Source organism: Micromonospora sp. NPDC051924 (assembly GCF_055586005.1).
Genome location: NZ_JBVJJA010000014.1, coordinates 47,743 through 60,376, shown reverse-complemented (window position 1 = coordinate 60,376; position 12,634 = coordinate 47,743). Strand labels below are relative to the sequence as shown.

12 protein-coding genes and 1 pseudogene are annotated in these 12,634 nt (G+C 75.2%); 3 read left to right on the top strand and 10 right to left on the bottom strand.

Annotated features, from left to right (window positions below; translation table 11 throughout):
• Positions 1-88 precede the first annotated feature (88 nt).
• Positions 89-625: a DUF4240 domain-containing protein gene (locus ACZ6S5_RS13720; RefSeq protein WP_466000396.1), complete on the bottom strand. Its 537-nt coding sequence runs from the start codon at positions 623-625 to the stop codon at positions 89-91.
• A 103-nt stretch (positions 626-728) separates the two neighbouring features.
• On the opposite strand from ACZ6S5_RS13720, the gene ACZ6S5_RS13715 reads away from it, so the two are divergent.
• Positions 729-1,715 carry a phosphotransferase family protein gene (locus ACZ6S5_RS13715; protein ID WP_466000394.1) on the top strand — a complete coding sequence of 329 codons (987 nt, stop codon included), beginning with the start codon at positions 729-731 and terminating at the stop codon, positions 1,713-1,715.
• 361 nt (positions 1,716-2,076) lie between these two features.
• A complete protein-coding gene (gene rpsT / locus ACZ6S5_RS13710) occupies positions 2,077-2,343 on the top strand; it encodes a 30S ribosomal protein S20 (protein WP_466000392.1) in 267 nt (88 codons plus the stop codon).
• A 244-nt stretch (positions 2,344-2,587) separates the two neighbouring features.
• On the opposite strand, the gene ACZ6S5_RS13705 is transcribed toward rpsT, so the two are convergent.
• The 4 genes and pseudogenes from ACZ6S5_RS13705 to ACZ6S5_RS13690 form a co-directional block, all read right to left on the bottom strand.
• The gene (locus tag ACZ6S5_RS13705) at positions 2,588-3,061 is read right to left on the bottom strand and encodes a hypothetical protein (protein WP_466000390.1); all 474 of its coding nucleotides are present in this window, start codon (positions 3,059-3,061) and stop codon (positions 2,588-2,590) included.
• Positions 3,058-4,038: a DNA polymerase III subunit delta gene (holA, locus tag ACZ6S5_RS13700; protein WP_466000389.1), complete on the bottom strand. Its 981-nt coding sequence runs from the start codon at positions 4,036-4,038 to the stop codon at positions 3,058-3,060. The genes ACZ6S5_RS13705 and holA overlap by 4 nt, the downstream gene beginning before the upstream one ends.
• 151 nt (positions 4,039-4,189) lie before the next feature.
• Positions 4,190-6,562, bottom strand: a pseudogene (locus tag ACZ6S5_RS13695) (ComEC/Rec2 family competence protein); the annotation flags it as partial.
• Positions 6,562-7,338 carry a ComEA family DNA-binding protein gene (locus ACZ6S5_RS13690; RefSeq protein WP_466000532.1) on the bottom strand — a complete coding sequence of 259 codons (777 nt, stop codon included), beginning with the start codon at positions 7,336-7,338 and terminating at the stop codon, positions 6,562-6,564. The pseudogene ACZ6S5_RS13695 and the gene ACZ6S5_RS13690, both read right to left, overlap by 1 nt.
• A gap of 578 nt (positions 7,339-7,916) precedes the next feature.
• Between ACZ6S5_RS13690 and ACZ6S5_RS13685 the strand changes: the two genes are divergently transcribed.
• On the top strand, positions 7,917-9,008 hold the full coding sequence (locus ACZ6S5_RS13685) for an IS630 family transposase (protein ID WP_466000387.1): 1,092 nt from the start codon (positions 7,917-7,919) through the stop codon (positions 9,006-9,008).
• Here ACZ6S5_RS13685 and ACZ6S5_RS13680 read toward each other — a convergent pair.
• From ACZ6S5_RS13680 to rsfS, 5 genes are all read right to left on the bottom strand, one after another.
• The gene (locus ACZ6S5_RS13680) at positions 9,005-9,727 is read right to left on the bottom strand and encodes an alpha/beta fold hydrolase (RefSeq protein ID WP_466000385.1); all 723 of its coding nucleotides are present in this window, start codon (positions 9,725-9,727) and stop codon (positions 9,005-9,007) included. The two genes, ACZ6S5_RS13685 and ACZ6S5_RS13680, sit on opposite strands and share 4 nt — an antisense overlap.
• Positions 9,728-9,732: 5 nt before the next feature.
• Entirely contained in the window at positions 9,733-10,500 is a 768-nt protein-coding gene (locus ACZ6S5_RS13675; RefSeq protein WP_466000383.1) for an SDR family NAD(P)-dependent oxidoreductase, read from the bottom strand.
• A 105-nt stretch (positions 10,501-10,605) separates the two neighbouring features.
• The gene (locus ACZ6S5_RS13670) at positions 10,606-11,454 is read right to left on the bottom strand and encodes a DegV family protein (protein ID WP_466000381.1); all 849 of its coding nucleotides are present in this window, start codon (positions 11,452-11,454) and stop codon (positions 10,606-10,608) included.
• Between the two features lie 35 nt (positions 11,455-11,489).
• Positions 11,490-12,137, bottom strand: coding sequence for a histidine phosphatase family protein (locus tag ACZ6S5_RS13665; protein WP_466000379.1), 648 nt, complete (start codon positions 12,135-12,137; stop codon positions 11,490-11,492).
• Positions 12,134-12,538, bottom strand: coding sequence for a ribosome silencing factor (rsfS, locus tag ACZ6S5_RS13660; protein ID WP_091197022.1), 405 nt, complete (start codon positions 12,536-12,538; stop codon positions 12,134-12,136). The genes ACZ6S5_RS13665 and rsfS overlap by 4 nt, the downstream gene beginning before the upstream one ends.
• Positions 12,539-12,634: the final 96 nt, after the last annotated feature.

Here is a 12,634-nt window from a genome sequence, read left to right as displayed (position 1 = left end):
CGTTCTGGTCGGCTGACGTGAGCGGGCCGGCGCGACGCCGGCCCCCTCTATGCTCCCACGTCGCCCGGGGCACGCCGGGGCTCCCCCGTCACTCCTCCGGCGGCTCGACGAAGAGCGCGGCGAGCCTCGGCAGCCGCCGCCGCGCCTCGTCCTCGTCGTCGAAGTCCCAGAAGTCGTTCAGGTCGGGCGTGGGCACGGGGGTGCGGTCCCCCGGCAGGTCGGCCGCGGTCGCCTTCCGGTACGCCTGCCACGGCACCGCCAGCATGTCCTCGCAGTGGAACTCCTCACCGCTGAGCGCGGCCGCCCGGACCCGGGGCAGCTCGGCGAGGGAGTCGGGATCGGCCACCGCCCGGGCGAACACCGCCCGACCCTGGGTCATCAACCAGCCCCGGAAGTACTCGAAGCCGTCGTTCGAGGCACCACCGTTGATCAGGTACGCCGCGCCCCACAGGTCGACCTGGTAGGAGGCGGCGAGCACCCGCTCCTGGTGCCGGGCGTACCCGACGATCTCCTCCGGGGCCCGCTCGGCGAGCAGGGCGACCGCCCGGGCGGCGACCGCGTCAGGCTCTCCCCCGGCGCCGGCGCGGGCCTGATCGATCAGCTGCCAGAAGTCGTCGGTCCTCATGGCCTGGCAGTCTCCCAGACCGGCCGGCGGTCCCGGCGCGGCAGCGGGGCGGGTCGCGGCTCCTCCATGTCCACGGCACGGATGCTGCCATTGCCGTACGACAATGGCGGCTGTGCCCCGGATCTCCCTGCCCCCGGTGCCGTACGACGCGACGGCCGTACGCCCCGGCTGGGCCGCGCTGCCGGCCGCGCTGCGGGACGGAATCGCCGCGCGGCTCGGCGGCCCCCCGGCGGTGGTCCGGGTGGCCGGCGGCGGCTTCACCCGGGGCTTCGCCGCAGTGCTCACCGGCCCCGACGGCGACCGGGTCTTCGTCAAGGCGGCGGCGCTGGACGGGCAGCGGCACCTGGTCGACTGGTACTTCCACGAGGCCCGGATCCTGGCCCGGCTCCCCGCCGGCCTGCCGGTCCCCCGGCCCCGCTGGGCGCTCACCGAGGCCGGCTGGTACGCGGTCGGGCTGAGCGCCGTCGACGGGTACACCCCGCGGCTGCCCTGGCAGCCGGCCGCGCTGGACGCCGTCCTCGCCGGCTACGCCGAGGTGGCCGCCGCGCTCGCCGGCCCGCCCGCGGAACTGGTCGCGCTCGGGCTGCCCCGCCTCACCGACCTGGCCCGCGACGACATCCTCTGGTGGGGCGAGGTGGCGGCCGGCCGCGAGCCGACACCCGCGCTGCCGGCCTGGGCCCCGCTGCCCGAGCTGGTCACGCTGGAGTCCCGGCTGCCCGGGTACGCCGACACCGGCGGACTGGCCCACGGCGACCTGCGGGTGGACAACGTGCTGCTCGACGCCGACGGCCGGGCGTGGTTCTGCGACTGGACCTGGCTGTGCCACGGGCCGGCCTGGTTCGACCTGGTCAGCCTGTTGATCACGGGGTACGCCAGCGGCCTGGACGCGGACGCGGCCTTCGCCGGCCAGCCGGCGGCGGCCGGCGCCCCCGCCGACGCGCTGGACGTGACGCTCGCCGCACTCGCCGGCTACTTCCTCACCGGCGCGGCGGCCGGCCCGTCGACCGCCTCCCCGCACATCCGGGCGCACCAGCGGTGGAGCGGCGAGCAGGCGCTCGCCTGGCTGGCCGCCCGGCAGGGCTGGACCTGACGCATGACCCGCTCCGGCCGCTCCGGCCGCCGCAGGTGGCGGGTGATCCACTCGACCTGCCGCGAGTGGCGCTTGATCCACTCGACCTGCCGCAGATCGCGGTATCGCACGCCGGGGATACCGCGACATTCCGCAACCGGAGTGGATCACGGCCGCGCCCGACGAGCATTGCCGTAGCGGGACGCGGGCCGGCCGATCCCGGCGGGCCCGCTGCCGGCCGGTGGGCAGGCCGGGCCGGGCCGTCCGAGCCGTTTTGGCTCGTCCCGGGGCGACCTGGTAACCTGGCTCTTCGCGCGGCGATGACGCATGCTCGTCGTGCGCGGAAGCAGACCAACCCGAGCTATCAAGACGAGGCTGTCGCGTGGCGAACATCAAGTCCCAGATCAAGCGCAACCGGCAGAACGAAAAGCGCCGGCTGCGTAACAAGTCGGTCAAGTCGTCGCTGAAGACCGCCATCCGGAAGTTCAACGAGGCTGCCGAGGCCGGCGACACCGAGAAGGCCACCGCCCTCATGCGGGACGCCGCCCGCAAGCTGGACAAGGCTGCCAGCAAGGGCGTCATCCACGGCAACCAGGCGGCCAACCGGAAGTCGGCGATCGCCAAGCGCGTCGCCTCGTTCTCGGCCTGACGAGCGCCTTCAGACCTGACCGGAAGCCCCGGGGCACCACCCCGGGGCTTCCGGCTGTCTGCTTTCCCGGCGGCCCCTGCCGGACTTCCCGCCGCCCTCGAGATCCGCACAACCTCCGGGACAGTGCTGCCTCCGGGGTTGGCAGGAGGCAGCAGGGTTGTCCGCCTTCAGCCTGCCGGCCGGAACCGGCAAGGCGCGACGGGCGCGGGAGCATGCGACGCGACCGTGGGTCGAGGCGGGGTGGTCAGCGCAGCGGGTCGGGGCGGGTCTGGTATGCCCGGCGCTCTCCCTGATCGGGGCGGCGCGGCGGGTCGCCGGGACGGTCCGGTCGCAGCGCCGGATCCCTGGCGAGCACGCCACCGGGCAGCGCGCGGGCCGTCGACGGCACCGTCGCCCGCCCGACGACCGGCTCCATCTGCCGGCGGAAGCGGTCCCGTTCCTGCTCGGGTACCTGTGCCGCAGTGCGGATCACCAGCTCGGCGACCACGTCGTTGATCTTGACCATCGCGGCCACCACCGCCGGCAGCACCAGCACCGCCCACCAGCTCACCAGTTCGGCGAGGGCGAGTAGCGCGGCGAGCGCCACCGCCCCTTCGAAGAAGACGAAGCAGAGCACCCCGCCCGGGTTGACGAAGCGCAACGCCAGCAGCCGGGCGTAGAGCGGCCGGTACCGCTCGTGATCCGTCGGCACGGCCGCCCGGGACCGCGATCGGGTCACCTGGCGCCGCCCTGCCGGGCCGCCGCCACGGAGAACACCGCCCGCTCCAACGCGTACGCCCGGTCGTCGGCGCCACCCTTGACGGCCGCGTTGCACTCGGCGGCCGCCCGCATCGCCTCGACCAGGCCCTCCGGCGTCCAGCCGCGCCCCTGCCGCTGCGCCCGCTCGATCTTCCAGGCCGGCATGCCCAGGCTGCTGGCGAGCTGGTACGGGCTGCCCCGCCCGGCGGAGGCGACCCGGGCCACCGTACGGACGCCGTCGGCGAGCGCGTCGGCGATCGGCACCGGGTCGACGCCGACGTGCAGCGCCCAGCGCAACGCCTCCAGTGCGGCGGGGACGTCACCGACCATCGTCGCGTCGGCGACGGTGAAGCCGGTCACCTCGACCCGGCCCTTGTAGTAGCGGGCCACCGTGTCCGCCCCGATCCGGCCGTCGGTGTCCGCGACGAGCTGCGAGCAGGCGGCGGCCAGTTCCCGCAGGTCGGTGCCGACGGCGGCGATCAGTGCCTCGGCCGCGTCCTCGGTGCACCTGCCTCCGCTGCGGCGGATCTCGTCCCGCACGAACGCGACCCGATCCCGGTGCCCCTTGAGCTTCGCCGCCGGCACGACGGTCGCGCCCGCGGCGCGCAGCCCGTCGGCGAACGCCTTCCCCTTCGCCGCGCCGAGGTGCAGCACCACGAGCTGCACGTCGGGGTCCGGGTTCTTCGCGTAGTCGAGCAGTGCGGCGACCAGGTCCTTGCGGGCGTCCTGGCCGGACCGGAGCACCAGCACCCGCCGTCCGCCGAAGAGCGAGGGGCTGAGCATCTCGGCGATCTCGCCCACCGTCAGGGAGCCGGCCTGGTACTCCCGGACGTCGACGTCGGGGTCGACGCTGCGGGCCCGGGTGACGGCTTCGGTGACCGCTCGCGTGGCGAGCAGCTCCTCGTCGCCGAGAACGAGCAGAATAGGAGGGAGGCTGGCGGGGGTCACGCCGCCCATACTCGCACGCGCTCCGACCGGATCGTGCCTGGTCATCGAGGACTGTGACGGCGCAGCCCGCACTCAGCGCGAATCCAGACATTTGATTCGATCCACCCGCTATCCCCACAAGATGATCGACCCCCAGCGCGGCCGATCGGCGTCCCGGCCCGATGCCCCGGGCCACCACCGCCAGCCCCTGCCCGTCGCGTACGGCGGCGACGTCGCCCGACGTGTCGGTCCGCAGCACCCGGGCGCCGCCGCGGCGCAGCCGGTCCAGCAGGGCCGGGTTGGGGTGCCCGTAGTCGTTGCCCGCGCCCACCGACACCAACGCGACGGTGGGCCGGACCGCGGCCAGGAACTCCGGGTCCTGGTAGGCCGACCCGTGGTGGGCGACCTTGAGCACGTCGGCCCGGAGAGCTGCGGGCCCACCGGCCTCCAGCAGCGCCCGCTGCTCCTCCGTCTCGGCATCACCGGCCAGCAGGATCCGCAGCCCGGCGACGGTCGCCGTCAGCACCAGGGAGTTGTTGTTCGGGTCCGACCGACTGCCGCGCAGCGGGTACGGCGGCCCGAGGGCGGCGAGCTCCACTCCCCCGGCCCGCCAGCGCCAGCCGACCGGCACGGTACGCAGTGCGGCGGCACCACCGCGTGCGGCTTCGCGTACCTGGGCCACACCGTAGGGCGGCTCGGCCCACGCCGGGGTCACCACGTCCGCCACCCGCCGGTCCCGGAACACCCCGGCGATCCCGCCCACGTGGTCGGCGTGGAAGTGGCTGACCACCAGCAACGGCACCTCGCGTACGCCGAGCCGGCGCAGGCACCCGTCCACGCCGGACGGATCCGGGCCGGCGTCGACCACCACCGCCCGGCCGGCGGTGACCGGCAGCACGACGGCGTCGCCCTGCCCGACGGCGCAGGCCACCACCACCCAGCCGGGCGGCGGCCAGCCGGGGGCGAGCAGCCGGACCGGCAGCGTGCCGAGCACCACCGCGACCGCGCCGACCGCGACGAACCGGCGCAGCAGCGGTCGCCGGGTGGCGAACAGCAGCGCCACGGACAGAGCGGCCAGCAGCAGGGCTCCGGTCACCCCGCCCGGCCAGGGCACCGTCCCCGCGGGCAGCCGGGCACCCTGCTCGGCCACGAGCACCAGCCACCGGGCCGGCCAACTCGCCAGCCAGGCGGCGAACCCGGCACCCGCCGGCCAGACCGGCGACACCACGGCGGCGGCCACCCCGAAGACGGTGGCGGGCGCGACGGCCGGCACCGCCAGCAGGTTCGCCGGCACCGCGACCAGGCTCACCGTCCCCGAGAGACCGGCGATCACCGGGCCGCAGGCGAGCTGTGCGGCCCCCGGGACGGCGAGCGCCTCCGCCAGCCCCGCCGGTACGCCCCGGCGACGCAGCGCGTCCCGCCACCCGGGGGCGAGCAGCAGCAGCCCGCCGGTGGCGCACACGGACAGGGTGAACCCGGGGTCGCCGGCCAGCTCCGGGTCGACCAGCACCAGCACGGTGACCGCGGCGGCGAGGGCGGGCAGCGCGGCCCGAGGCCGGCCGGCGGCGAGACCGGCCAGCCCGATCGCTCCCATCGCCGCGGCGCGGACCACGCTCGGGGACGGGCGGACCAGGATGACGAACCCGACCAGGGCCAGCACGCAGAGCCCCGCTGCCGTCCGGGGACCGGCCCGGGCCCACCGGGCCAGCAGCAGCACCGCCCCGACGACGATCGCGACGTTCGAGCCGGAGACGGCGTTCAGGTGGGTCATGCCGGTGGTGCGGAAGTCCTCCTCGACGGTCGGAGGCAGCCGGCTGGTGTCCCCGACGACCAGCCCGGGCAGCAGGCCGCCGGGCTCCTCGGGGAGCGGCTCGCAGGCGCGTTGCAGCCCGGCCCGCAGCACGCCCGCCACCCGTTGCGCCCAGGGTGGCGGGCCGTGCCGGGCGGGCGGCCCGGTCGCGGTGAGCACCGCCGCGGTCAGGTCCCCACCGCGCGGGGCGGCCAACCGCCCGTGGGCGGTCACCCGCTGCCCCGGCAGCAGGGTCCGCCAGGCCGGGTCGGTCGCCAGCACCAGGCCCCGCACCGTCCCGGTCAACCGGCGGCCCTCCGGGTCGGTGAGGCGTAGCAGGTCGGCGCGGAGCAGCAGGGTGGCCGGGCGGCCGGGGACACCCCGGACCGGGCGCGGGTCGTCCCGGACCAGCAGGTCGGCGGTGACCAGGGTGCGCGCGTCCACCAGCGCCCGCACCGGGGCGGCGTCCCGAACCGCGACCCGGGCGGCGGTGGCGGCCGCGCCGCAGAGCACGCCGAGCAGCACGGCGACCGCGATCCAGCCGTACCGGCGGACCGGGGCTGGCGGTCTGCCGAGGAGGCCGCACAGGTGGAGGGCGAGGACCACGGCCAAGCCGGCGGCCACTCCGGCCAGCGCGGCACCCTCGCCGGCGGTGAGCCGCAGACCGGCGAGGGCGGCGAGCCAGGCGGCCACGGCTAGCCCGGCCAGCCGCAGGTCGGGGACGTCCGCCGCGGGCGCCTCCGGGTCGGGCGTGGGTGCCGGCATCACACCGTCACCAGATCCTTGAGCTGCTCGTACCGGGCGTCGCCGATGCCGTCGACCTGGCGCAGGTCGGAGACGGACCGGAAGCCGCCGTGCCGCTCCCGATGGTCGAGGATCCGCTGGGCGAGCACCGGCCCGACCCCGGGCAGCGCGTCGAGCTGGGCCAGGGTGGCGGTGTTCAGGTTGACCGGCCCGCCCGGGGCCGCCGCGCCGCCGACCGCCGGCCCCGCCGCCGGCTGGCCGGGCTGGGCCGCCTGCCCGGGCGGGGCGGCGACGCCGACCAGGATCAGCTCACCGTCGGTGACCTTGCGAGCCGGGTTGAGCAGGGCGGTGTCCACGCCGGGCAACGCCCCGCCGGCCGCCTCGACGGCGTCGGCGACCCGGGCACCGGCCGGCAGCCGGACCAGGCCGGGACGGCGTACCTTGCCGGCGACCGCGACCACCAGCTGCGTGGACGCGGACGACCCGGCCGGGGACGGCTCCGGTTCGTCCGGCGCGGCGGCCGCCACCGGGCGGACCGGCTCGGCGTGTGGCCGGGACCGCCAGGCCCAGACCCCGGCGACCAGCACCACGACGGCGGCCACGACGGCGAGGGCGGGCACACCCCGCCGGCCGGGATCGAAGGCGCCCGGGCCGGGCAGCCGGGACGCCAGGCGGCCGAGACCCGTGGCGCCGGCCGCGTCGGAACGTTCCCCGCCGGTCCACACCGGTCCGGGGTCGCCGGCAGCATCGTGGCCGAACGGCGCCGCCGGGCTCCGGCCGGGCACGCCGGAGGGCATCCGGTCCGGCGGGCAGTCGGCGGGCAGCGCCGCAGCCGACCTGTCCGGGAGGAAGGACGGGACCGAGCCCGTGGCCGGCCGCTCCGGACGGGAGAACGGATCCGAATCGGAGGCCGACCCGTCGCCGAGGAAGGACGCGGCCGAGCCGGAGGCCGATCCGTCCGGGCGGGAGAGCCGATCCGATCCGGAGACCCGCCGGTCGGGGCGGGAAGGCCCGACCGCCTCGGGTCGCGGCGGGTCCGCGGGCCAGAGGGCCGACCCGAACGGCGTCGGTTCACCGCTGGGCGACGAGACCGCCCCGGACCGCGGCCGCTCGTCGGCGGACACGACAGCGGACCGGGTGGCCGCCGGGGCGGGATGCCGCCCGGCCCGGTCGAACAGTCGGGCGAGGCGCTGCCGTACCCGCGTCTCCTCGTCGTCTGGCACGGCTCGGGACGCTACGGCGGTCACGGGTGCGGATCACCGCGACGAGGCTCCGCTGTGGACGGCGGACGGGGCTGTGGACGACGCCCTGATCATGCTAACGGTGTGCTAGTGTCGTGCGTCTGAAATTCGCCGTCTAATTGTAGGCTGTGTGAATGGCGGGTCGTGGGCGTCCGAAGGCCGAGTTGATTCTCAGCGAGGATGAGCGGTCGACGTTGCGGCGTTGGTCGCAACGGGCGAAGTCTTCGCAGGCCCTCGCGTTGCGGTGTCGGATCGTGTTGGCGTGTGCCGACGGCGCATCCAATGTGGAGGTCGCTGAGCGGCTTGGGGTGGACCGCACCACGGTCGGTAAGTGGCGGTCGCGGTTTCTTGCTCGGCGGTTGGACGGCCTTGTCGATGAGGACCGGCCGGGCCGTCCGCCGTCGGTCAGGCTGGATCAGGTCGAGGACGTGGTGGTGGCGACCCTGGAGCAGACCCCGCGCAACGCCACGCACTGGTCGCGGGCGTCGATGGCCGCACGGTCCGGGCTGTCGAAGTCCACGATCGGGCGGATCTGGCGCGACTTCGGCCTCAAACCGCACCGGGCGGAGACGTTCAAGCTGTCCACCGACCCGCTGTTCGTGGACAAGGTCGTCGACGTGGTGGGGCTGTACCACAACCCGCCCGAGCGGGCGGTGGTCCTCTGCGTGGACGAGAAGAGCCAGGTCCAAGCACTCGACCGGTCGCAACCGGTGCTGCCGATGATGCCCGGCATGCCTGAGCGGCGCACCCACGACTACGTGCGCAACGGCATCACCAGCCTGTTCGCCGCGTTCAACATCGCCGACGGCACCGTGATCAGCGAACTGCACCGCCAGCACCGCGCCACCGAGTTCAAGAAGTTCCTGACCACGATCGACAAGACGGTGCCGGCCGAGCTGGACGTCCACCTGATCTGCGACAACTACGGCACCCACAAAACCCCCGCCATCAAAGCCTGGCTGGCCCGCCACCCCCGCTTCCACGTGCACTTCACCCCGACCGGATCCTCCTGGATCAACCAGGTCGAACGCTGGTTCGGCTACCTCACCGAACAACTCATCCGCCGCGGCGTCCACAAGAGCGTCCAAGCCCTCGAAACCGACATCCGAGCCTGGATCCAGGACTGGAACCACAACCCGAAACCGTTCGTGTGGACCAAGACCGCCGAGGAAATCCTCGACTCCCTCGCCCGATATTGTCGGCGAATTTCAGACGCGGGACACTAGCGAGCCGGCGACAGCTCCCGGGCGAAGCGGCGTACGGCGTCCGTGACGGCGGCCGGGGCGTCGAAGTTGGCCAGGTGCGCCGCACCCGGGATCAGTTCGATCCGGGCGCCGGGACGGGCCCGCGCGAACGCCCGCGCGCCGGTGCGGAACAGCAGATCCCGTTCCCCGTTGAGGATGAGCACCGGGGCGCGCACCGCAGCGAGGCTGGCCGCGTCGAACCGGCCGAACAGGTCCCGCCAGGCGACCGGCAGGGTGTGGAAGGCGTAGCCGTCGGCGATGGTGGCGGCGACGACCTCCGGCGGGTACAGCCGGCGCAGCATCCGATCGTTCCACCGGGTGAGCCGGTCGGCCGACAGCCGCGCGACCAGGGCCGCCACCAGCCGGTACGGGATGGTCAGCGGCCCGGTGGTGGCCGCGCTCGCGCCCATCACCACCAGCCCGGCCAGCAGGTCCGGGTGCCGCCGCGCGAAGTGCAGCGAGACGTACCCGCCGAGCGAGTGTCCGACCACGACGGCCGGGCCGGCGTCGAGGTCACGGACCGCCTCGGCGATCAGGTCGGCGGCCCGGTCCAGGTCCCACGGCTCGGCCGAGCGGCTGCCGTGCCCGGGCAGATCGACGGCCGTCACCGGGAAATCGGCGGCGAGGGCGGCGAGCTGCGGCTGCCACTGGCCGCGGGCGAACCGGGTGCCGTGCACCAGCACGATCGGCGGGTGATCCACAGTGCTCAGTGTGCCTCCGGGTCGAGGCCGAGCGCCGCCCGGCCCCCGTCCACCGGCAGAGTCACCCCGTTGACGAAGGTGGCCTGGGCCGAGAGCAGGAACGCCACCACGTCGGCCACCTCCCCGGTACGCCCGATCCGGCCCACCGGGTGCAGCCGGGCGAGTTCCGCCCCGACCCGGCCCGCCTCGGCCGGTGCCAGTCCGGCGAGATAGGCGTCGTGCCGCTCGGTGTGGATCGAACCGAGCGCCACCGCGTTGGTCCGGATGCCCCGCCGGCCGTACTCCACGGCGAGCGCCCGGGTCAACCCTTCCACGGCGGCCTTCGCGGTGGCGTACGGCAGGGCCCCCGGCACCGCCCGGCGGGCCTGGTGGGAGGAGACGTTGACGATCGCGCCTCCGGTGCCGGCGGCGAGGAAACGGCGTACCGCGGTGGCGGCGCCGACCACGGCGGGGCGCAGGTTCCGGTCGATCAGCGCGCAGACCTCGGCGACGGGCGCGCTGTGCAGGGAGGCGTCCCGGAAGACGGCGGCGTTGTTGACCCAGCCGGCCAGCGGCGCGGCGGCCTCGGCCAGGTCGGCGGCCCGCCCGGTGACCGCCTCGTCGCCTGCGTCGCCGGTCACCGGGAGCAGCCGGTCGGCGGCGGGATGGTCGGCGAGCCAGGCCAGCGCCGCCCGGTCGTGCTCGACCACGACCACCGTGCCGCCGTCCGCGGCGAGCCGTTCGACGACGGCCCGGCCAACGCCCCGGCCCCCGCCGGTCACCACATACGACACCAGCTCATCGTGCCAGGTCGTGCGGGCCGGTCCCGGACCGGCACATCGGCGAACCGGCGGTGCCGGGACGCACCGGATGCCGCCACCTCGACGAGGCGGTGTGGATCACGGGCGGCGGTGGATGACGACGCAGGCAAGGCCCGGCCCGGCGTGCGCGGCGACCACCGCCCCGGCCTCGGTGACGTAGGTGTCGTGCAGGCGGTCGCCGAGCCGCTCGGTGAGCGCCGCCACCAGCTGTTCGGCGCGCTGCGGCGCGGCCAGGTGGTGCACCGCCAGGTCCACCTCGGCGTCGCCGGCCGCCTCGACCGCCAGGTCGACCAGGCGGGCCACGCCCCGGCCGGCGGTGCGGACCTTGTCCCGGACCACGATGGCGCCGTCCGGCATGTGCATGATCGGCTTCACCGAGAGGGCGGTGCCGAGCAGCGCTTCGGCCGCGTTGATCCGGCCGCCCCGACGCAGGAACTCCAGCGTGTCCACGTAGAAAAAGATGGTGGTCCGGTCGATCGCGTCGACCGCGGCCCGGCGTACCCCGTCGAGGTCCGCGCCCCCGGCGGCGGCCGTGGCGGCGGCGAGCACCGGGAAGCCGAGGCCCATCCCGGTGGATCGGCTGTCGACCACGGCGATCCGGTCGCCGAACTCGGCGGCGGCCAGCCGGGCCGCCTCGACCGTGCCGGAGAGCTCGGCCGACAGGTGCACGGAGACCACGGCGTCGGCGCCGCCGGCGAGCAGCGTGCGGTAGACCTCGGCGAACTGTTCGGGGGCCGGGCGGGAGGTGCTCACCGAGACCCGCCGGCCGCTCAACGTCCGGGTGGCGTCCTCCGGGAACGTCTCGACGCCCTCCAGCCCCTCCGCGCCGTTGAGCACGACGGTCAGTGGGACGACGGTGAGCCGGTGCGCGCGGACCAGCTCGGGCGGGAGGTAGGCGGTGGAGTCGGTGACGACCGCGACGGGCATGCCCGGCACGCTAGCCGATGCGGGGGCGACGCGCCTCAGACCGCGTCGGCCGGCGCGGGCTGCGTGACGAGGCCGACATTGTGCGCCCGCAGGTGCCAGCCCGGGGCGGTGCGCCGCTGCACACCGTCGTCGTATCGCAGCTCGGTCCAGTGGCAGTTGGCCAGCGACCCGACGGTGCGCAGCACCGCGTGGTCCCAGCCGAGCAGGTGACCGACGCCCTGCCGGGCGCCACCGCCGTGGGTGGTCACCACGACCGTCCCGCCGGCGGCCAGGTCGGCCGCGTCCTGGAACGCGGCGCCGAGCCGCTTGCCCAGGTCGTCGAGCGTCTCGATGCCCGCGCCCGGGTCGGGGTCGCCGGCCCGCCAGCGGGCGTACTCGTCGGGGAAACGCTCCGCCACCTCGGTGAGCGCCAGGCCCTGCCACTGACCGAAGTGCCGCTCCCGCAGCCGGCCGTCGGAGCGTACCGGCAGCCCGGTGAGCGCGGCGAGCGCCGCGGCGGTGTCGGCCGCCCGGCGCAGGTCGCTGGAGACGACGGCGTCCGGGCGCAGCGCGGCCAGCACGGGCGCGGCGAGGCGGGCCTGTTCCCGACCGAGGTCGTTGAGGGGTACGTCCGTCTGCCCCTGGACCCGGTTGGTGGCGTTCCAGTCGGTGTTGCCGTGCCGCCAGATGATCAGGCGGGTCATTCGGCGCTGGCGGTGCCGGCGGCGGAGTCGGCCAGGTCCCGGTCCACGAACGGGATCTGCGGGCAGTCCTTCCAGAGCCGGTCGAGCGCGTAGAACTCGCGCTCCTCGGTGTGCTGCACGTGCACCACGATGTCGACGTAGTCGAGCAGCACCCAGCGACCGCCCCGCTCGCCCTCGCGCCGGACCGGCTTGGCCTTCTCCGGCAGCTCCAGCAGCCGCTCCTCGATGGCGTCGACGATGGCGAGCACCTGACGCTCGTTCGGAGCGGCGGCCAGGACGAACGCGTCGGTGATGGCGAGCTGGTCGCCGACGTCGATGATGACGATGTCCTGCGCCTTCTTGTCGGCCGCTGCCTGGGCCGCGGCCATCGCCAGCTCGTGCGCGCGTTCGGAAACTGTCACCGTTCTCCTTCGATCAACCGTGCGACCCTCCAAGCCTCTCACACCCGGCGGGGCGACGACTTGTCAGTTCTGGTCGATTACGCGGACAAACGCCCG